This window comes from Streptomyces aureus (genome assembly GCF_000725495.1).
GTDB lineage: Bacteria > Actinomycetota > Actinomycetes > Streptomycetales > Streptomycetaceae > Streptomyces > Streptomyces aureus_B.
On record NZ_JNZD01000004.1, the window covers coordinates 802,111 to 821,389 of the forward strand.

Annotated in this window: 18 protein-coding genes and 2 pseudogenes; 8 read left to right on the forward strand and 12 right to left on the reverse strand. The window is 71.1% G+C overall.

The window, feature by feature from the left end:
* Positions 1–266 precede the first annotated feature (266 nt).
* On the reverse strand, positions 267–884 hold the full coding sequence (locus IO36_RS09660) for a TetR/AcrR family transcriptional regulator (protein ID WP_037618117.1): 618 nt from the start codon (positions 882–884) through the stop codon (positions 267–269).
* Positions 885–1,132: 248 nt separating this feature from the next.
* On the opposite strand from IO36_RS09660, the gene IO36_RS09665 reads away from it, so the two are divergent.
* Together IO36_RS09665 and IO36_RS09670 are read left to right on the forward strand one after the other, a co-directional pair.
* Positions 1,133–2,065, forward strand: coding sequence for a phosphatase PAP2 family protein (locus tag IO36_RS09665; RefSeq protein WP_078943081.1), 933 nt, complete (start codon positions 1,133–1,135; stop codon positions 2,063–2,065).
* Positions 2,062–3,096, forward strand: coding sequence for a DMT family protein (locus tag IO36_RS09670; RefSeq protein ID WP_037618119.1), 1,035 nt, complete (start codon positions 2,062–2,064; stop codon positions 3,094–3,096). Before IO36_RS09665 ends, IO36_RS09670 begins: the two co-directional genes overlap by 4 nt.
* A gap of 62 nt (positions 3,097–3,158) precedes the next feature.
* Here the strand turns inward: IO36_RS09670 and IO36_RS09675 are convergent, their stop codons facing one another.
* The 3 genes from IO36_RS09675 to IO36_RS09685 form a co-directional block, all read right to left on the reverse strand.
* A complete protein-coding gene (locus IO36_RS09675) occupies positions 3,159–3,998 on the reverse strand; it encodes an LURP-one-related family protein (RefSeq protein ID WP_037618121.1) in 840 nt (279 codons plus the stop codon).
* A 52-nt stretch (positions 3,999–4,050) separates the two neighbouring features.
* Positions 4,051–6,102 carry a phosphocholine-specific phospholipase C gene (locus IO36_RS09680; protein WP_037618123.1) on the reverse strand — a complete coding sequence of 684 codons (2,052 nt, stop codon included), beginning with the start codon at positions 6,100–6,102 and terminating at the stop codon, positions 4,051–4,053.
* Between the two features lie 193 nt (positions 6,103–6,295).
* The gene (locus IO36_RS09685) at positions 6,296–6,760 is read right to left on the reverse strand and encodes a DUF3592 domain-containing protein (RefSeq protein ID WP_051900200.1); all 465 of its coding nucleotides are present in this window, start codon (positions 6,758–6,760) and stop codon (positions 6,296–6,298) included.
* Between the two features lie 919 nt (positions 6,761–7,679).
* Between IO36_RS09685 and IO36_RS09690 the strand changes: the two genes are divergently transcribed.
* Positions 7,680–8,102, forward strand: coding sequence for an STAS domain-containing protein (locus IO36_RS09690; RefSeq protein WP_037618125.1), 423 nt, complete (start codon positions 7,680–7,682; stop codon positions 8,100–8,102).
* A 131-nt stretch (positions 8,103–8,233) separates the two neighbouring features.
* Entirely contained in the window at positions 8,234–8,728 is a 495-nt protein-coding gene (locus tag IO36_RS47670) for a hypothetical protein (RefSeq protein ID WP_245173177.1), read from the forward strand.
* Positions 8,729–9,054: 326 nt separating this feature from the next.
* On the opposite strand, the gene IO36_RS09700 is transcribed toward IO36_RS47670, so the two are convergent.
* From IO36_RS09700 to IO36_RS09715, 4 genes and pseudogenes are all read right to left on the reverse strand, one after another.
* Positions 9,055–10,293 (reverse strand): PP2C family protein-serine/threonine phosphatase, encoded by a 1,239-nt coding sequence (locus tag IO36_RS09700; protein WP_037618126.1) that lies wholly within the window; start codon positions 10,291–10,293, stop codon positions 9,055–9,057.
* Between the two features lie 263 nt (positions 10,294–10,556).
* Positions 10,557–11,354: a PAQR family membrane homeostasis protein TrhA gene (gene trhA, locus IO36_RS09705; protein ID WP_425535513.1), complete on the reverse strand. Its 798-nt coding sequence runs from the start codon at positions 11,352–11,354 to the stop codon at positions 10,557–10,559.
* A 35-nt stretch (positions 11,355–11,389) separates the two neighbouring features.
* Positions 11,390–11,554: pseudogene (locus IO36_RS09710) on the reverse strand (MerR family transcriptional regulator); the annotation flags it as partial.
* 225 nt (positions 11,555–11,779) lie between these two features.
* Positions 11,780–12,058 (reverse strand): hypothetical protein, encoded by a 279-nt coding sequence (locus IO36_RS09715; RefSeq protein ID WP_037618128.1) that lies wholly within the window; start codon positions 12,056–12,058, stop codon positions 11,780–11,782.
* Positions 12,059–12,447: 389 nt separating this feature from the next.
* Here IO36_RS09715 and IO36_RS09720 point away from each other — a divergent pair, with 389 nt between their 5' ends.
* From IO36_RS09720 to IO36_RS09735, 3 genes are all read left to right on the forward strand, one after another.
* Positions 12,448–12,660 carry a hypothetical protein gene (locus IO36_RS09720; protein ID WP_037618129.1) on the forward strand — a complete coding sequence of 71 codons (213 nt, stop codon included), beginning with the start codon at positions 12,448–12,450 and terminating at the stop codon, positions 12,658–12,660.
* Positions 12,661–13,429: 769 nt separating this feature from the next.
* A complete protein-coding gene (locus IO36_RS09730) occupies positions 13,430–14,194 on the forward strand; it encodes a GAF and ANTAR domain-containing protein (RefSeq protein ID WP_245173178.1) in 765 nt (254 codons plus the stop codon).
* A gap of 31 nt (positions 14,195–14,225) precedes the next feature.
* The gene (locus tag IO36_RS09735) at positions 14,226–14,951 is read left to right on the forward strand and encodes a GAF and ANTAR domain-containing protein (protein ID WP_037618133.1); all 726 of its coding nucleotides are present in this window, start codon (positions 14,226–14,228) and stop codon (positions 14,949–14,951) included.
* 162 nt (positions 14,952–15,113) lie between these two features.
* On the opposite strand, the gene IO36_RS09740 is transcribed toward IO36_RS09735, so the two are convergent.
* From IO36_RS09740 to IO36_RS48020, 4 genes and pseudogenes are all read right to left on the reverse strand, one after another.
* Positions 15,114–16,115, reverse strand: coding sequence for a slipin family protein (locus IO36_RS09740; protein ID WP_078943082.1), 1,002 nt, complete (start codon positions 16,113–16,115; stop codon positions 15,114–15,116).
* Between the two features lie 411 nt (positions 16,116–16,526).
* On the reverse strand, positions 16,527–16,721 hold the full coding sequence (locus tag IO36_RS48015) for a hypothetical protein (RefSeq protein ID WP_245173196.1): 195 nt from the start codon (positions 16,719–16,721) through the stop codon (positions 16,527–16,529).
* Positions 16,722–17,312: 591 nt separating this feature from the next.
* On the reverse strand, positions 17,313–17,762 hold the full coding sequence (locus IO36_RS09750) for a DUF5994 family protein (protein WP_037618136.1): 450 nt from the start codon (positions 17,760–17,762) through the stop codon (positions 17,313–17,315).
* A 33-nt stretch (positions 17,763–17,795) separates the two neighbouring features.
* Positions 17,796–18,052, reverse strand: a pseudogene (locus tag IO36_RS48020) (acyl-CoA desaturase); the annotation flags it as partial.
* Positions 18,053–18,344: 292 nt separating this feature from the next.
* On the opposite strand from IO36_RS48020, the gene IO36_RS09755 reads away from it, so the two are divergent.
* Complete coding sequence (locus IO36_RS09755) at positions 18,345–19,055, forward strand: DUF5994 family protein (RefSeq protein WP_037618627.1); 711 nt, start codon at positions 18,345–18,347, stop codon at positions 19,053–19,055.
* Positions 19,056–19,279: the final 224 nt, after the last annotated feature.

The window sequence follows — 19,279 nt, forward strand, 5'->3', positions numbered from 1 at the left end:
GCTCCGGCTCCGGCTCCGGCTCCGGCTCCGACGGTACGGGGCTCTGTTCCGCTCCGCACCCGCGGTCCCCGGCGGGCCCAGCCGCGGCCCGGGCCCCGGCACTTTCGGGCACTCCCGGCGCTCCTCCGGAAATTGATCGGCCGGGTGGAGCGCCCCTCCGCTCAAGGGGAACCCCACCCGGCCGGGGGGTGCGCGCCGCCCCCGTCCCCACGGTGCGGCGCGGTACAGGCCGACGTCCGGTCATCCCACGGACGGTGGCCTGAGCATCAGGTGAGGCCCAGTGTCGGCAGGACGACGGCCTCCACGAAGCGGGTCAGATACGCGGCGTCCGCGTACTGGCCGTCCAGAAGAGGGCGCACCCTCAGGACGCCCAGCATCTGCGCCGGGATGAACTCCAGCGCCGGGTGGTCCGCGGTGACCTCCCTGCGTTCGACGCCCCGGCCGATCATCTGCCGCAGCTCGGCGACCTCTGGTTCGACGAGCGCCTCGCGCAGCGCCTGCTGGAGCTCCTTGTCCTGCATCACGGCGTTGCCGAGCCCCTGGAGCAGCTGCGTGCTGTCCCGGGCCGACCACTCCCCCGCCGCCCGCGCCGCCTCGCGCAGGTCGCCGGCGAGCGTGCCGGTGTCGATGCCGGTGAACCGCGGACAGCGGTTGTTGCGCAGCGCGGCGGCGACGAACTGCGGCTTCGTCCGCCACTGCCGGTAGAGCGTGGACTTGCTGCACCGGGTGCTGGCGGCGACGCCCTCCATGGTGAGGGCCTCGTACCCGCACTCCCGGATCTGTTCGAGCACGGCGTCGTAGAACTCCTGCTCACGCTCGGGCGTGATCTTGGAGCGGCGCGAGGCGACGACCGTCTCCGGTCCGTCCGCGGCCTGCGACGTCATGGCGCTTCTCCTCGCTCGATCCGGGCTGTGCCGGTGCGGTCTTGTCCGAAGTGTAATCGATACGCAAGGGTACCGGTACGCCTCCGTATCGGTACACTCGCGTATCGGTACTTAGTCGTATCGGTACACTGCCGTATCGATGAGCCTCGGACAGGATCCACTCCTCCCGCACCGGGAACGCCGAGTGGATCCTGTCCTGGGCTCACCGCGCTTCCCACGAGATCAGACCGTCAGCAAGGGGGCCGGGGATGGATTTCCTCACCGAGCCTGCAGATTCCGCATCCGATTCCGCGCCGGAACCGGAGCCGCCCGACGCGGCGACGCCCGGCACACCCGCACCCGGCACGGCGACAGCCGCGCGGCCGCGCTCCCACGCGGGCGCGCGGCCGACGACACGCCCCGACAACGCCGTCGCGCGCCCGCCGCTGCTGCGGGAGCTGCTGCTCGTCGTCGGGCTCTTCGTCGTCTACAAGGCCGGGCGTCTGCTGGCCGGCGGCCGCACCGACGAGGCCTACGCCGACGCGCACCGCGTCTGGGGCTGGGAGCGGTCGCTCCACCTGCCGGGCGAGGGCACCGTGCAGACCGCACTGCTGCATGGCGACACGCTCGTGCACCTCGCCAACACCTACTACGCGACCGTGCACTTCCCGGTCACCGCGGCCTTCCTGGTCTGGCTCTATCTGCGGCGCCCCGCGCACTACGTGTGGGCCCGCAGGGTCCTCGCCCTGGTCACGGCCGCCGCCCTGGTCGGGCACCTGCTGTTCCCGCTCGCGCCGCCGCGGCTGCTCGCCGAGACGGGCCTGGTCGACACCGCCCGGGTGTACGGGCCCTCGGTGTACGGGGCGCACCCGGCGGCCGACGCCCTGGCGAACCAGTTCGCGGCGATGCCGTCGCTGCACTTCGGCTGGGCGCTGATGGTCGCCGTCGGCATGATGGCCGCGACCAGGTCGCGGCTGCGCGTGCTGTGGCTGCTGCATCCCCTGCTCACCCTGCTGGTGATCGTCGGCACGGCGAACCACTACTGGCTCGACGCGATCGCCGCGACAGCGCTGCTCTGCGTCGCCCTCGCCGTGGTCCACCCGCCGCACCGGACGAAGGCGGTCCCGGCGCGGCCGCGGGCCGCGGAGTCCGCGGGGACGCCCGTACGGGAGCTGCCCGGTCTCGTGGGAGCGGGGCGATGAACCCCACGCTCGTCGCCGTCGTCCTCTCCCTCTTCTCCGCCGTCGCCTACGCCTCCGCGGCCGTCGCGCAGGAGCGGCTCGCCGCCCGGACCGCCGGCTCGGGCACGGGCACGCTGCGCCTGCTGACCCGGGGCGCCTGGTGGTGGTCGGTGACGCTGAACGCCTCGGCGGCCCTCCTGCACGTGGCGGCCCTCAAGTACGGAACCCTCACGCTGGTCCAGCCGCTCGGGGCGCTCACCCTCGTGGCGGCCGTGCCGCTGGGCGCGCGGCTCGCCGGACGGCGGGTCAGCGCGGTCGAGTGGCGCGGCACCGCGCTCACCCTGACCGGCTTGGCCGCGCTGCTCGTCACGGCGTCCGGGGCCGCGCCCGACGAGGTGCTGAGCCTGCCGCAGGCGCTCGCCGTCGCGGGAACGACCGCCGCCGTCATCGGTGTTCTGACCCGCGGTGCCCGGCCGGGGCTGCGGCACGCGACGGCCTCCGGGTTCGCCTCGGGTGTGGCGTCGGCGCTCACCCAGACCGTGACCGTCGCGGCGACGAACCGTTCGGACTCGCCGTTCAGCCCGCAGGTCGTCGTGGTGGCCCTGCTCGTGGCGGCCTTCGCGGCGGGCGGACTGCTGCTGTCGCAGACCGCCTACCAGGGCGGGCTCGGCGCCCCGCTGGCCGTCGTGACGCTCGCCAACCCGCTGGCCGCCGCGGTGATCGGGCTGTCCCTGCTCGGCGAGCGCCTTCAGGGCGGCGCGGCGGGGCTGCTGCTCGGGTTCGCGGGCGCCTCGACCGCCGCGTGGGGTGTGGTGACGCTGTCCCGCTCGGCGCCCGAACCGGCCGAGGCCCCCGCGGACTCCCGTCCGACCGGCCTGCCGGACGGCCTGACGGACGGCCTGACGGACGGCCTGACGGACGACTTGCGGGACGGCTCGGCGGACGACGACCACCCGGTAGCCGCGGTGCTCGCGCTGGAGTCGGGACCGCCGGCGTACGAGCCGTCGCTGGTGCCCCGCCGGCCCGGCTCGGGCCATCTGACATCGCTGTAGGACAAGCCGGAAGGGCGGCCGCGGAGAGTTCCGCGGCCGCCCTTCCGCATGGCGGGGGCCGGTCAGCCCAGACCGCGGGCGTCCTGCTTGAGCGCCGTGTCGACGGTCAGCGCGGTGGCGACGACGAGGCTCAACAGGGGCTCGGGGAGCTGGAAGTGGATCTGGAGGACGTAGTTGTCCGCCGAGGTGAACAGCGTCTTGGCGAGGCCTTCCCAGGTCTTCGTGATCCGGGCCACCTCCTTGTCCGAGTGGTCGACGATCGCGAAGTTCCAGGCGCGCCAGTTCTCCGCCTTGATCGCGCCGACCTTCTGGCCGTCGACGTTGATCGCGAAGTTGATCTTGCCGATCATGTTCTGCTGCACGATCTCGCCGACGGGCGAACCGTCAGGACGCGTCACGACCACCCGCGACTTGAATATCTTCGCGGGGCGCGTGAGCAGCAGTTGGGGCACGCCGTGCGCGTCCCGGATCTCCAGCCGGTGCGTCAGGTACTGGTCGAGGCTGGAGACGAAGCGCAGGATCTTCCGGAACACGCCCTGGCCGACCTCGACGACCGAGCCGACCGGGTTGCCCTGCTGGTCCATGACCTTGTACTCGTTGGTCAGCTCGATCAGCTTGGCCTTCTGGTTCACCACCAGGACCGGCTCGGTGAACAGGGTGCCGCCGCCGACACCGCTCGGGGCCACCCCGGCCTGCTCCTGCACCTGGCGCTGGACGCGCGGGTCGGCTGCGCCGGCCTGCTGCGGGAACGGCTGCTGCGGAGGCGGGCCCTGGTGCGGCACCTGCTGTGAGGCCGGGGCCTCCTGGTCGGTCCACTGCGAGCCGTCCCAGTAACGCTGCGTCTGAGGCTTCCCGTTCGGGTCCGGGTACCAGCCAGCAGGAGTGTTCGAATGCGTGGTCACCGGCGCACCCTACCCCGACATGGCCGGAAAACCACGGTCAGTTGCGGACCCATCAGACCGTGATGAGGGCCGGATCGCTGACACCGGGCCGGCCGTTCTCGACATGTCCGGCGAATCGGCGCAAGAAGTCCGCCCGGCCGTCGCAGACCACGCTCAGGTCGTACCAGCACGCGCTCGCCCGCAGGTCGACCGTGTGCTTGACCGTCGCGCCCGCTTTGACCCGCAGCACACGGGCCGGTCCGCCGTAGCCGTCGGTGAGCCTGAGCGTCGCTGTGGCGCTCCCCTTGTTGACGACGGTGAGCTCGATGTCGCACCCGGTGTGACGGGCGGTGACCTCGGGGCCGGCCGTCCTGCCCGCGCCCTTGAAGGTGCGCAGGAAGCCGTTCGGACCGTGCACCGTGAGGTCGTACGAGCCGCCCGAGTAGGCCGAGTTCCAGGTGTCCGCGATGGTCTTGCCCGCCTCGGTGGTGTACGTCCAGGGGCCGTCGGTGCGGTTGCCGGAGGTGACGAGGAAGGCCGCGCCCGCCTGGGCGCCGGAGGCGAACGTCAGGGTGAACTTTCCGGCCGCGGTGTCCGCCGAACCGTCCACGAGCGGCGCGTACTTGAGCGGCCGGGTCGGACGCGAGCCGCGCTCCTGCCGGGGCAGAGCGCCGTTCGCGGGCGGGGCCGGCACGTAGTCGGGGTGGCGGTCGCCGTCCGGCGGACGGTAGCCGTCGGTGGCGGGCAGCGCGACCGGCCCGCTGTCCTTGCGGGAGAAGTCGAAGGCGGCGGTGAGGTCGCCGCAGACGGCCCGTCGCCAGGGCGAGATGTTGGGCTCGTGCACCCCGAACCGGGCTTCCATGAACCGGATGATCGAGGTGTGGTCGAGCGTCTCGGAGCAGACGTAACCGCCCTTGCTCCAGGGCGAGACGACGAGCATCGGCACCCGCTGGCCCAGTCCGTAGGGTCCGGCGGCGTGGCTCGCGTCGCCCGCGAAGAGGTCCGGGCCGACGTCGACCGTGGACCGGCCCTGGGCCGCGGACTGCGGCGGGAAGGGCGGCACCAGGTGGTCGAAGAAGCCGTCGTTCTCGTCGTAGGTCACGAACAGGGCCGTCCTGCTCCACACCTCGGGGTCCGAGGTGAGCGCCTCGAGGACCTGGGAGATGTACCAGGCGCCGTAGTTGGCGGGCCAGTTGGGGTGTTCGGTGAAGGCCTCGGGGGCGGCTATCCAGGAGATCTGCGGCAGCTTGCCGCCCTGCACGTCGGCCCGGAGCTGATCGAAGAACCCCTCGCCCTTGCGGGCGTCGGTGCCGGTTCGGGCCTTGTCGTAGAGCGGGTCGCCCGGCTTGGCGTTGCGGTACTGGTTGAAGTACAGCAGCGAGTTGTCGCCGTAGTTGCCCCGGTAGGCGTCGGGGATCCAGCCCCAGGAGCCGTTCGCGTCCAGCCCGTCGCCGACGTCCTGGTAGATCTTCCAGGAGATCCCGGCCGCCTCCAGGCGCTCCGGGTACGTCGTCCAGCCGTACCCGGCCTCGTCGTTGCCGAGGACCGGTCCGCCGCCCTTGCCGTCGTTGCCCGTGTGACCCGTCCACATGTAGTAGCGGTTGGGGTCCGTGGAGCCGATGAAGGAGCAGTGGTAGGCGTCGCAGACGGTGAACGCGTCGGCCAGCGCGTAGTGGAACGGGATGTCCTCACGTGTCAGATAGGCCATCGTCGTCGCCGACTTGGCGGGCACCCACTTGCCGTACCTGCCCTTGTCGAACGCGGCGTGCCCGTCGCTCCAGCCGTGCGGCAGGTCCTTGAGGAACGCGAGACCGAGGTCGTCCGCCTCCGGGTGGAAGGGGAGGATGTCCCTGGTGCCGTCCGACTGGTACCAGACCGGCTTGGTGCCGGTCGTGGTGGCCGGACGCGGGTCGCCGAATCCGCGGACGCCTCTCATCGATCCGAAGTAGTGGTCGAACGAGCGGTTCTCCTGCATCAGCACGACGATGTGCTCGACGTCCTGGATCGAGCCCGAGCGGCGGTGCGCGGGCAGTGCCGCCGCACGCTGGACGCTGCCGGACAGGGCGGTGAACGCCGCTGTTCCACCGGCGAGTTGGAAGAAGCGGCGCCGATTCACTTGAGGCATGACTGGGGTGACCTCTCGTCCTGACGGGCCCTGCGGCCGGATGATGGAACGTGCGCGAAGGGAGTTTTCCAAGCGCACCGAACGTCAGGAAAGGCCCCCCTGTCCCTTGTGTGAAGGGCGGCGGTACGTCAGACGAACGATTCCGGACCGGCCGCGCGTCGCGGCGAGCCGGCCCGGAATGTCCCGTCGGGGCCTAGATGCCGGTCGCGAACAGGGAGAACAGGCCGACCCCCACGACGGCGACGACCAGCGCGATGGCCACCACGACGCCGAGGAAGACCAGCAGACAGCCGAGCTCCCGCTGGGCCGTGCGGTCGTCGGGCAGGGCGACCGTGGCCCGCTCGGGGTACTCGGGGAGGTAGGAGACGATGAGGATGTCGCCCGGGACGGTGGTGTTCGGGGCGGCGTCCTCGAAGCGGACCTGGCGGCCCTCACGGGTGATGAACTCGAAGAGGAAGTAGCGCCGTGTCGAGGTGCCGTACCCGCCTCCCGAACGCCGCACCGTCTCGACGCGTATGCATCTGCCCTCGGTGCGCAGGCCGTGCCGCTGCGCCTGTGTCCGCCAGCGGACTTTCTTGACCGCTGTCACACCGAGGGCGATCGGCGCGATGACGATGGCGGACACGAGGAGGGCGAAGACGACGGCGACGAAGATCATGGCAAGTTCCCTTTCCGAATGACATTGCTGAAGGTGCGTCAGGACGCGTGAAGCCGATGCGGCGCGACGCGGACGCCGGAACACCGCACGGCTCAGGAAGAGTTCACCCGGTCAGGACGCGGACACCGGACGCTCCCCGACCGGCCCCGGGGCGCCGGCCCGCCTCGACCGCGAGAACAGGCCGCACGGCGCCCCGCACGCCAAGACGGACATCGGGCCGCACGCGTTCCATCGGAACCGCCGGGCACTGGGCGGTCACCGCGATGCCCTTCCGCCTGGCGGAAGTCGGCTTGCCCGTGCGCCCCGGAGGTCACGACCCTGGGGGCGACCACGGCACGCGGGGCGGCCGCGCCCCGCTCTCAGGGACGGGATCGCCATGCCGCACATCACCGCCTTCGCCAGGACCGACCCCGGTTCGGCCCGGGTCACTCAGAGGCGGCCAGAGGGAATGCCCTCTGCAACTGGCCTTCGAGGTAGCCGAGTTGGACGGCGTAGATCACGAGTGGACAACACTGGCGGGACCGCGCAGCCGCGTGCAGGCTGCGCAGGCGGCCGCGAGCTCCAGCAGAAGCATGCAGGGCACGGATGCACGCGCGCGGCATCATGTCCGGGCGTGGCCCGGGTACGAGGAACGGACGGCTTCCGGCCGTCCGCCGGACCGGTTCGAGGACTATGCTGCCGTACGGACGTCCCAGACCCTGGCGGCTTGTCGCTGCTCGACACAGATGGCTGCAGGGAGCGGACTCTTCGTCCGTGACCCGGCACATCCCTGGAGGAAACCGGGCGCGTCCGGTGTGCTGTCGGACCGAGCGTTGCTCCGCCTCCGCCGAACGTACGCCCCTGCCGACGGCGCGCCAGAGGGCCGGGATCCCCGGCGTCACCTCATCCGCTGCCGGATGGTCCACCGAATCGAGGCGTCATGCCCCGACCGCAGCTCGCCGTCCACCGCCATGACCGAGGGAAGCGGGTACTGATCACCCTGGCCGGTGAGATCGACCTGGAATCGGCCCCGCTGGTAAGCACGGCGCTGGCCCGATGCCTGAGCGACGACATCCGCGCCATCGACATCGACCTCACTCCTGTCACCTTCTGCGACTGCACAGGCCTCAACGTCTTCCTCCACGCCGCACAGCAGACCACCGAGGCCGGCGGGACCCTGCGACTGCACCACCCACCACCGGTGCTGGGCCTGATTCTCGATCTCACCGGCTCCGGGTTTCTGCTCCTCGACGTTCCGTTCGGGCCTCTGTCACCTCCGCTGGGGGATGTCCCGGCCTCGACCGCCCAGACCGTGCGGCGCCGGACCGTGCCGCTCTCATCCGTCTCGGGTGATGCGCGGTGACGGCCCGGACGGGGCGGGGACAGCCACGAGAGCCCCGTGACAGCGAATCGTCCACTATGGAAGCGGTCCGGTTACGTCGGGTGAACCGCGAGCTGGCACAGGGCCTGAGCGGAAGGCTGACGGATCTTTACGTGGACTCCCACGAGACATCGCGTCCAGATGCGTACTGCCGTCCCAGCCGCCGGCACTTTCTGAACCGTCTCGCCGCCGACATCCGGCGGCCGGGCTTCGGCATGGTGATCGCGGAGACGGACGGCCTGGTGGGATGCGCTTTCGGATTCCCGGTGCGCGGCGACAGCTTCTGGTCCATCGGGTTCGACTGGTCCCTCCCGCGCGGCATCGAGCAACTCGCAGCGACCGGGGGCGTCTTCGCGATCACCGCCGTCCTCGTCCCTCCGCACCCGCAGGACGCGTATGTGGCCCGCCGGTTGCAGGAGCGGCTGCTGGCCGATCACCAGGTGTCACTCGGCGTCACCCTCGTGGACCGGACCGATCGCCCCACCCTCACCACACTCCGTTCCTGGGGATGGCTGGACGTGGGAGAGTTCAGGCAGCCGACCAGCGCCACGCTGCTCCGCGTGCTGGTCCTTCCCGCCGGCGAACCAACCTCCCTGAGGCCGGGGTGACTTGCGTGCCATGCCTGGAGGGCCGGCTGATGGAGGAGGCGGCACGCCTGCGGACGGAGTACGAGAGCGACCGGGCCGTAAAAGCGGTCTGGGACTGCGAAAGAGGACATGAGGTCCGCGGTCCGGTCGCACCTCCCGCGCGTCCACGGATCCCCCTCGTCACCACCACGCTGCCGTATCAGCCGATGGGGAGGTGGGGACGACACGCACATTTGCGACCATGGTCGTGCTCCTGTCGATGGTCGGCCCCACGGTGCTTTCTCGTCCACCTGCTCAATCGGCAACACAGCAACCGCGTCGCCGCCTTCCTCCCCACCCGCCCAAAGTCATCGCCCGGGACCGGTCCGTCCCGTCCCTGACGGTTGTGAGGCGTCGGTGAGGTCGGCGCCGGTGGCGGCGTCCCGCCGAGAGCGGCTGCCGCCGTGCCAGTCCAGGCACATGACGGTCGCGTCGTCTTCCAGGTGACCATGGCCGGCGTCGACGATCGCCCCGATGAGGACGTGCGCGGCTTCGCGGGGATGCAGTGCGCGGGTGCGGACGATCAGGTCCGACAGGTCCAGGCTCTTGGCGTTGCGCTCCAGCATGCCGTCGGTCAGCATCACCAGCCGGTCGTCCGGCCGCAGGTCCAGCGACTGCACCCGGTAGGTGTGCGGGGTGTGGAAGCCGAACGGCCTGTCGACCTTCGGAACGATCTCCTGTACCTGACCGTCCCGCATCCGCAGCGGCCAGGGGTGGCCGGCGTTGACGAACTCGGTACCGCCGTCGAGCAGACTGATCCGCAGCAGCTGACCGGTGACATAACCCTCGCGGCCGTGTTCCCGCACGGCGCGGTCGGCTTCTTGGGCCTGTTCCCCGAGGCTCGCGCCGGCCCGCCGTGCCCGGCGCAGGGCCCCGACCACGAGGGTGGCCAGGAGTGCGGCGTCGACGTCGTGGCCCATGGCGTCGGTGACGGAGAGCTGGACGGTGTCCCGGTCGATCACGTAGTCGAAGGTGTCGCCCCCGACGTGGTCGGCGGGCTCCAGTGCCCCGGCCACCGCGAACTGCGCCGCCTCGCACGCCAGCGACGCCGGAAGCAGCCGGTGCTGGATCTCGGCGGCCAGGCTCAGCGGGGTGGTGCGCCGGCCCCACTGGTACACGTCGGTGAAGGACCGGTTCGCGATGACGATGTACGCCAGCGCGTGCGCGGTCTCGCCGATCTCCCGCATCACCTCCTCGTCCGGCGCCGCGGGCAGGAACAGTTCGAGGAGCCCGATGGCGTCCCCGCGGTTGGTCACCGGGGCGACGATCCGCACCAGCGCGCCCTCGCCCTTGTCCTCCACGCCGGGCCGCTGGGTGCGGATCACGTCGTCGTACAGGGTGCCCCGCAGCGTGATGCGCCGGGCGGGTTCATCGGTGTCGACGCTGCCCGCCGCCCCCAGCCGTACGACGGAGCTGCCGGTGAAGTCGGCGATGAGGAACGACACCGACACGGCCCCGAGATGCTCCTTGAGCATGCGCGCGACCACGTCGAGCGACTCCACGGGCGCCGCGGACTCCGCCGCCTCCAACGCCCCCGCCAACGTCATCACACCGTCCCGGCGGCTGTCGCCCCCGGTGTGACGAGGGGCCCGCCCGCCGCCCTGCCCTCTTGCGGTCACAGCGGCTCCTTCACTGCTCGATGACGCTCAGGACTCCGCCCCGGATGTGCGAAGGACCTGTGCCAAGCCCAGCACCGGACAGGTCACACTGCACCCCGGGACCCGGGAGCCGCCCCCCAGCAGCCTCTCCCGGACCGTGCGCGGCCAGGGTTGCCCCCCGAGTCCTGCGTTTCGGCATCCCCCGAATGCGCTCACGTGGCTGCCACGACGATGGCCGTGTAGTGCGCGGTGAAGGCGGTGATGGTCAGGGCGTGGAAAACCTCGTGGAAGCCGAACCAGGCCGGTGAAGGATCGGGACGCTTGAGGGCGTAGACGACCGCGCCCGCGCTGTAGAGCAGCCCGCCGGCCACGATCAGGGCGAGTACGGCTGCTCCACCGGTGTGCAGGAAGTCGGGCAGGTAACACACCGGTGCCCATCCCAGGGCCAGGTAGCAGGGGGTGTACAGCCAGCGCGGAGCTGCGACCCAAAGGACCCGGAACGCGATGCCGGCCAGCGCGCCTGTCCACACGATCCACAGCAGCACGGACCGCCGGTCCGACGGGATGAGGAGCACGGCCAGGGGGGTGCAGGTGCCGGCGATGATCAGGAAGATGTTCGCGTGGTCCAGCCGCCGCAGGACCGCCTCCCCGCGCGGCCCCCACGTTCCGCGGTGGTAGACCGCGCTGGTACCGAACAGCAGGCAGGCCGACACCGCGTACACCGAGCAGGCCGCCGCTGCCGCAGCCGAGCGCGAATGGGCGATCAGGACGACGCCGCCGACCAGCGAGAGCGGGAACACCCCGGCGTGCAGCCAGCCTCGCATCCTCGGCTTCAGCGCAGTCGCCGCCCGTTCCGCCCCGCCTTCCAGGCCGCCCGCCGCCCGTCCGGCAGCCGGCCGACCGGTCGCGCCCGCAAATGCGTCAACGGCAGGGGGGCGCGGGGCGTCGGGTGTGGGGCCGCTCTGGGACTTCCGTCCGTGTGCAGGCGGCTGAGCGTCTTCGGCGATCATGCACTCATATTCTGAAGCAGGCGGGAGAGTACCGCCCGGCGCACCGCCGCGGAGCGCAGCGGGCTGCTGCGGCGGGCTTCACCGATGGCACGGAGGAAGCCCTGGGTGGTGCCGGACATGTCGGCGGCCCGGCCCGTGGTGCAGACGGGAGAGTCGTCGTCATAGAGACGGCCGAACGAGTCGTCTGCTGTCGGTTGCACCTCTCCGAGGAACGTGTCGAGGGGCTCTGGCGCCCAGGGCCCCGAAGCGACTGCGACACCGCTGCCCGCAGTACCATGGATGGTGGGTTGGCTCACTCTCACGTGCAGCCGCCCGGAAGGGCGACTCCGGCGTGTTTGCGCCGGAGTCGTTGTTACGGCCGTACGGGCGGTCCCGGCCAGGCCGCGACCTTCCGGAGATCCCTTGACGCCGAGCCGGTTCACCGCTCACCCACGGTGTTCGTGGTCCCTGCGGTCCTCACGCCTCCAGCGTGCCCGGTTCTGACGGCTGTAGCGGCGGTCCCAGCGGTCCTGACGGTCCCGGCGCTGTTCGTAGTCCCGGTAGCCCTTGAGATCGGACCCGTCGCCACGGATCCAGCCTCCCCCGCGATCGCGGCCGTAGCGGGTGGCGCAGAAGATCAACACGGCAGCGGCCACCCACCAGAGGGAATTGAGGAAGCCGAGGCCGAACAGGACGACGATCAGGAGGAGAAGCAGAACGAACACGGCGGGCCTTCCCGGAGCGGAACGAACCATCACTGCCGGGGACCAGGGCCTGTTCGCACAGCGTAGCCCTTTCAAGAGGTCGCGGATAGCGCCCCGTGTCCGCGGCGTCCGACGGAAGTGGTCGGTGGCGGATGGCCACTTGCCGTCCGTCCGGAGAGTACGGCGAGGGCTGACGTGCGTGGTACGGCCCGAGCCCCCGGCAGCGTCGACCACCTCTCGCGCTCCTTCGGGGCGCACCTCACGCATCAGTGCCGGATTCCGTCCCGTAGCCAAGGGGCCGCTCCCGCACCCGCCGTCGCCACTGGACCCCGGCGCGGCATCGATGCGTCTCAGACGGACACCCCTGCGCTGTCCGCCGCGTGGCACCCTTAACCCGGCAGGCGGTACACATGTACGCGCTGATCGTTCCCGCTTCGACTCCCTTCGTCCTGCTCGCCGCCGTGATGGGCCTGTCCTGGTGGGAGGACCGCATCCTGCCGACGCCACCGGCCGAGCCGGTGAACGCTCCCGCCGAGACTCCGTTCGCCCCAGCGGCCCCTGCCCAGCTCGCGGAACTCCCGGATGCCGAGCCCGCGTCGACAAGGGAGACGGCCGGGCGTTGACCTGCGGCGTGGGCCATGCCACTCCGGAGCGAGCGGTACAACAGGACGACTGCCTGGCCGGCGGTGTTCCGCCTGCGACCAGCGCCCCGGCCAGCACGGGAGCCGCCGATCACCGCCGTCCGGACATCGTGGTGCCCCTCTCCGGACCAACCAGGAGACCGGCCTCGGGACTATGCTGCGTACGGACGTCCCAGACCCCGGCGGGCCACCACGGCTCGGCCCATATGCCCGTGGAGAGCGGACCACCCGTCCGCCCGCCCCGCGCATCCCGAGGTAACCGGCTGGGTCCTAGGCTCCGGAACATCGGCTGCTGGATCGGTCATTCACCTGCCTGCACGACCGGACGGCCGTACCGCGTACCCGGTACGGTCTCGTGAACCGAGGCACCCTGCCCCATGGGTATCCCACCGACCCTGAACGTCTGCCGGCACGACACGAACAACCGGGCGCCGGTCACCCCGACCGGCGAGATCGACCTGGAATCAGTGCCCTTGACACACCCGCCGACGGAGCCGTACCCGCACGACGGCGGCCGCATCATCCATGTCTCGGCGGACCGGCCTGACGAGCCGGTCCTAGCCGCTCCCCGCCGCTGGGACCGGACGGACGTCGCAGACGGGCGCAGGGCGGCCGACGGGGCCGTGCTCCCGACGCCGGTTCTCCCCTTGGGGATGCGAACGGCGGCGAGGCTGGCGGGACTTGACCACCGCTCCTGGACCCGGTGGTCGTCATGATTCCCGGCAGCCGGTCGGCACGGATCCAGGCTCTCGTGGCTGAGCAGGCGGCCCTGCGCGACGCCCGGGTCGGCGTCCTCGACGTGTGTACGGCGGCGGTGGCGGCGCTGCCGGTCGGCGGGGCCGGGATGTCCGCGATGTCCCGCGACCGGGCGAGTCATCCGCTGTGCAGCACCGACTCCGTCAGTCAGCATCTGGAAGAACTCCAGCTCACCCTGGGCGAGGGCCCCTGCGTGGACGCCTACGCCCTCGGCTCGACGATCCTCTGCCCCGACCTGCTGGCCGGTGAACTCCAGCGGCATTGGACGGTGTTCGCCGACGCGGCCCTGGAGGCGGGTGCCAGAGCGGTCTTCGCCTTCCCCTTGCAGATCGGGGCCATCAGCCCCGGCGTACTCGACCTGTACTCCAGCAGTTCGGTCGAGCTGGACGCGGAAGAGGTCGCCGATGCGATGGCCTTCGCGGACGCTGCCACGTTGCTTCTGCTCGATGCCCGGATCAGTGAGACGGGTGTCCCCTTCGACACCCACGCGCCCGGCACCGGCCGGCCGGACGCCGCACCCTTCGACGACCTGGGCGGATACCGCGCCGAGATCGACCAGGCCACCGGCATCCTCATGGTCCAGCTCGGCGTCGGCTTCGAGGAGGCCTTCATCCGGCTGCGCGCCCACGCCTACGCCCGAGGGACACGGCTCTCGGTGGTCGCCGCCGACGTGGTCGCCCACCGGCTCCGCCTCCCCCCGGACACGGCTCCGTCCGACATCCGACCGCCGGAGACACGTCCCCCCGACGAGGAGTCCTGATGCTCACGTCCCACGCACGGAGGTGTGCACGATGAAGGAGCAGTTGATGGCCCGGACGTTCGTCGAGCTCGCCGACAGTCTCGTCGCCGACTTCGACCTCATGGACTTCCTGCGCCTGCTCACCGATCGCTGCGTCGACCTGCTCGACGCGAGCGCGGCGGGCGTCCTGCTGGCCGACCGTGACGGCGTACTACGCGTCATGGCCGCCTCCGACGAACGGGTGCGCCTTCTGGAACTCTTCCAGCTCCAGAACCACGAAGGCCCCTGCCTGGACTGCTTCCACACCGGAATCGCGGTCTCCGTCCACGACCTGCGCGACGAGGCGGCCCGCTGGCCCCTGTTCACCGCCCAGGCCCAGCGCAGCGGTTTCACCGCCGTCCAGGCCCTGCCCATGCGCCTGCGCGACGAGGTCGTGGGCGCCCTCAACCTCTTCCACACCACCCCGGCACCCATCAGCCCCACCGCCGCACCCTTCGCCCAGGCCCTCGCCGACGTCGCCACCATCAGCCTGCTGCAACAACGCACCACCGAGCGCAACGCGCTCCTCAACGAGCAGTTGCAGACAGCCCTCAGCAGCCGCGTCCTGATCGAACAGGCCAAGGGGAAACTCGCCGAACGCCGCCACACGGACATGGAACGGGCCTTCACCACCCTGAGGGCCTACGCCCGCTCCCACAACCGCCGCCTCTCGGATGTCGCCCGCGCCTTCATCGACGAAACCGAGTACCTCCCCGGCCTCAGTTCCCGAAGTTCCTGAGCAGCCCTCTTCCAGAAGGTTCGTCATGCCACTTGACCCTGGGGCACTGGGACACCTCACCAGGACTGATCCTGGTCCGCACACACCTCGGCAGGGTCGTGAAAGCCAGGGACTTGGACGTGCAGCACCGAGACAATCCGCGTCACTCCGGCGGTTGAGCGGTCAGCCGTTCAATGACTCCTCGGCGTCTTTCCGCGTCGGCCAGTTGTCCCGTCGCTCCCGGGCCACCTCCGCACGGCTGCCGATCCGCTTGCCTCCGGAACCGACCCGTTCTCCGCTCAGCGAGAGGGCGGGCGTGATGGCCGGTGCCGGGATGGCGGGTTCGGGGATCACGACGCCCGCGGGTGCAGCAGGACGCCTGGCGCTCCGGTGTGTGACCCGTCCGTCGGACGCGCCGTCGGATTCCCTGCTCTGGTGCTCGAAGAAGCGGAGCATCTCCACGGGGAACGGCATCACGAGGGTGCTGTTCTTCTCGGCTGAGACATCCACCACGGTCTGCAGCAGGCGCAATTGGAGGGCTCCGGGGGTGTCGGCCATGGTTGCGGCCGCGTCACTCAGCCGCTGGGACGCCTGGAACTCTCCGTCGGCGGCGATGACCCGGGCACGGCGTTCCCGCTCGGCCTCGGCCTGCTTGGACATCGAGCGCATCATCGACTCGGGAAGGGCGATGTCCTTGATCTCCACGCGTTCGATGCGCAGTCCCCAGGGCTCTTCAGTGGGGGCGTCCATCACCTTCTTGAGTTCCGCGTTGATGTGGTCGCGGTCGGAGAGCAGCGTGTCCAGGTCGGCCCTGCCGATGACCGAGCGGAGCGACGTCTGGGCGATCTGGGAAACGGCGGCGGGGTAGTTGCGCACGTTCACCAGGGCTTTGACGGGGTCGATGACCTTGAAGTAGACGACCGCGTCGACGGTGAGCGTCACGTTGTCGGCGGTGATGGACCCTTGCGGCGGGATACCGAGGACCTCGGTCTGTACGGACACCTTCCGCATCCGGTCCCCGATCGGCCGGATGACCCGCAGGCCCGGCCCGCGGATGTCCGGCAGCAGCCGCCCGAAGCGGAACACCACGCCCTTCTCGTACTGCTGGACGTTGCGTACGCTCAGGGCGAGCAGAACGAGCCCGGCCACGGCGAACACCGCCAGCACAGTGATCAGAACACCCATGGTTCTCACATTCCTTACGTCGATGACGGCCCCGGATCCGATCCGTCGGGGAAGCACCCGGCCCGGGAGGAACCCGGCCCGGCGTCCGCGCTGCGGCCGGGGTCTCGGGCTGCTGCCGAGGCGCTGCCGGCTCCTGGGGTCGTGTGTCCGTGGCCATCGCCGGCCTTTGAGGTCGCGTGCCGGCTGAGTCTTGAGGTCACGTGCCGACCGTCGCCGTGCGCGGTCGAAGGTCCCGCGCGCTCGGCTGTCGTCTCCATCCGCAGGACCACGGCGCCGGGAAGGACAGGCTCACCGCCACCGTCCGCCAGAAGCCCGACGGTGCTCACGGCGGCTCTTCTTCCCTGACCTCCGGGTGCGCCCGCCCGGCATGGTCCGGCTGCGGCCGTGGTGGTCAAGGCACCTTCACGGTCCTCATCTCACCGTCGGCGGAGCGGACACGACCGGGATCTGCGGGCGTACCGCCGGCTCCCGGACCGCCTGGTCCCCTTCTGAGTCCCAGGCCGCCTCAACGGCCCGGTCGGTCTCCGAGACCGTGCGCAGGCTCGCCGCCTCCACCATCAGCCGGCCCGCGTGCGAGGTGCGCAGACAGTCTCTCCCGGCGGCCATCAGCGAAAGAGCCGAGGCGGGAATGGGCTGTACGTGCCCGCGTACGGGCACCGCGCCCGGGACAGCGGGCCTGTACGGGTGGTCCGCCGGGTCGCCGGTGGCCCGACACCACAACGGCGTGGGCCAGACGGTCGGCGAGGGGCCGAGGGAAGCGGAAGGCATCCGGAAGGGCGAGGAGGAGGGCGCGCTTCCGGAGATCGGTGTGGGGGAAACGGTCGCGTTCATGGCACGAACCCGGCTCCGGACCGACTGCGACCGGCCCGAGGTGATCAAATCGCCGAAAGCGACACGGACATGGGAGCCGGTGCGCGAAATACCCTCGGTAGCACCGAGCGTACTCCGCCGAGGGCCCGGACGGACTTCACGTCCGGGCAACACGGTGGCTGCAGGACCAGGCACGAGAGGGCCGCCCCGCCCGGCCGGGTCATCCTGGCACCCTCCTCCTCCACCTTTCCGGGCTGCGGCCTTTCCGGGCTGCGGCGCACGAGAGCGGACCGAAGGCACCGACTGCCCTGGACCGGCCCTGTGACGAAACCGCCGGGCCGCACACCCCCGGGTGTCACGGGCCCGCGTCCGGTCCGCCGGGCACCGTCAACGGGCAGCGGTTCCCGACCCCAGGCTGTCCTTGGCGGCGGTGTCCACGCTGTCCATGAGCGACCGGGCCTCCGCCTCCGTGGCCGCGGGCGGTACGACCAGCAGGTCCCATCGGCCGCGGCCGGGCGCCAGCAGACAGACAGTGGACGGGGCGTGCCGGCTGGTCGTCCGGCGCAGGCGTACCACCTGGTCCGCGACGAGCAGCCGCCCGGGGAACGGCGCCCAAACAGCCTCGTCCACCAGGACGCTGCTCACCGGCCCACAGGCGGGCGGCAGTCCGCTCAGCAGCCAGGGCAGTTCGGACGTCAGATCGGTCGAGCGGGGCCACCAGACGCCGTCGATGCGCCGGGGCATGTGGCCCTGTGCCGGTTGGGCCGACAGGCGCAGGCGGACGCCGGACGACGAGGAGAGCGGGGGCGGGAACAGGGGCGGGGGAGAGAGTGTCATGAGAACTCCTGAGGGGGACACGGTCCGTCGGGTTCACGCGCGGCGGGCGGCGATTCGGTCCGGGGTGGGCCGGCGCACGTCCCTGACCCGGCCGAGGCGTTCGAAAGGGCGGATGACGGCGGCGGAGGGGTCGAGCCGGCCGCGGTCGACGCCGTGCCGAGCACTGGTGGGGTCGGCGTGGCGGAGGTTGTGCCGGCTCTCTCCGAAGAGAGCAGGGCCAGAAGCCACAGGTTGGTGGCGCGGGTGCGCAACGGACGCTCGCCGATCACCTGGCAGAGGGAAGGTGCGCTCGCACGTCGTTCCGCCGCGAAAGGTGACCGGAGCGCGTCCGCGACGCGCCGAGCCGCTTCACAGTCCGCGGCGACCGTGCAGGCCTCCACCCGGCCCTGCGCGCTCGTGTGCGGCCTCGGAACGGGGTGGGCGGTGCGCGGCCTTGGGATGTCACGGGGCGGAACCTGCCCGGACCTGTGCGGCCCGCGTCTCTCCTACGACGAGGACGAGGCCTGTGCGATCACCGGCGTACGACGTGCCCTCGACGTCCTCACCGTACTCCTGCCCGTACGACAGCCGCGGCAGGACCAGATGGACCGGGAGAAGGAGTACCGTGAAGGTACCGAGGGCATTTCGCACACCGGCTTCCACGCCGGGTCGTTCCCGGCGATAGGCAAAACCCGGGCCGCGACTTCACGGGCGGCCCGGAGACGGGTCCTCATCATGACCGCGACCATCGAAGCAACCCTGCCGCGGCTCGCACCCGTCGCAGCTCCCCCCGCCCGTCTCGCGCTGAAGGCCGACGGCCCCTCCCGCGGACTCCTGGACGGCGCCTGGTGGCCGCGCTCCCGCGACCTGCTGCGCGAACTGCCCGCGCTGACTGACGTCTTGGACCCCCTGTGGGGTCGCATCATTCATATCGCCGTCAACCCCGAGCACTGGCCGGTCATCCCGCACAAGGTGCCCGTCAGCGGCCACATCGTGAAGGTCGGCTGGTTCACTCCCGAGATCGACCCGCACAAGCTCCTGTTGTTGTCCTACGGCACCGGCCGCTGGGACCTGCTGGTGATCCCGCCCGAGACCGGCCCGGAAGCAGCCGCACGCCTGATGGCGGCGGCATCCGAACACGGCGGCCCGCCTCTGACCGCGAGCGCGCTCATCTCCGCCGAACGGGCGCTGCACGACGTCTCCGTGCCCGACCAGGTGCGGGACGCGGAGACGGCATGGGAGTCCGAGGGCGGCGCCCCGCAGGTCACGGCGGCTGTCCCGAAGCAAGCCAGCCGACTGATCATCGGCATGTGACACGCGCGACGGCACGACAGCTTCCTCCGGACCTTGCTGACGGCACAACAGCTCCTCCGGACCTTGCTTCAGGCCACTGCCGTCGCCGACCGCTGGGGTCTGTCGGGGCCGTTTCCTCAGCTCCTCAGGACCCTGGCCAGGCGTACTCCTCGCGGATCTGGAGGCGGTCGCCGCATGAAACGCCCTGAGCTGCTCGCAGACGGCTTGCCGGACTGTCACCACCT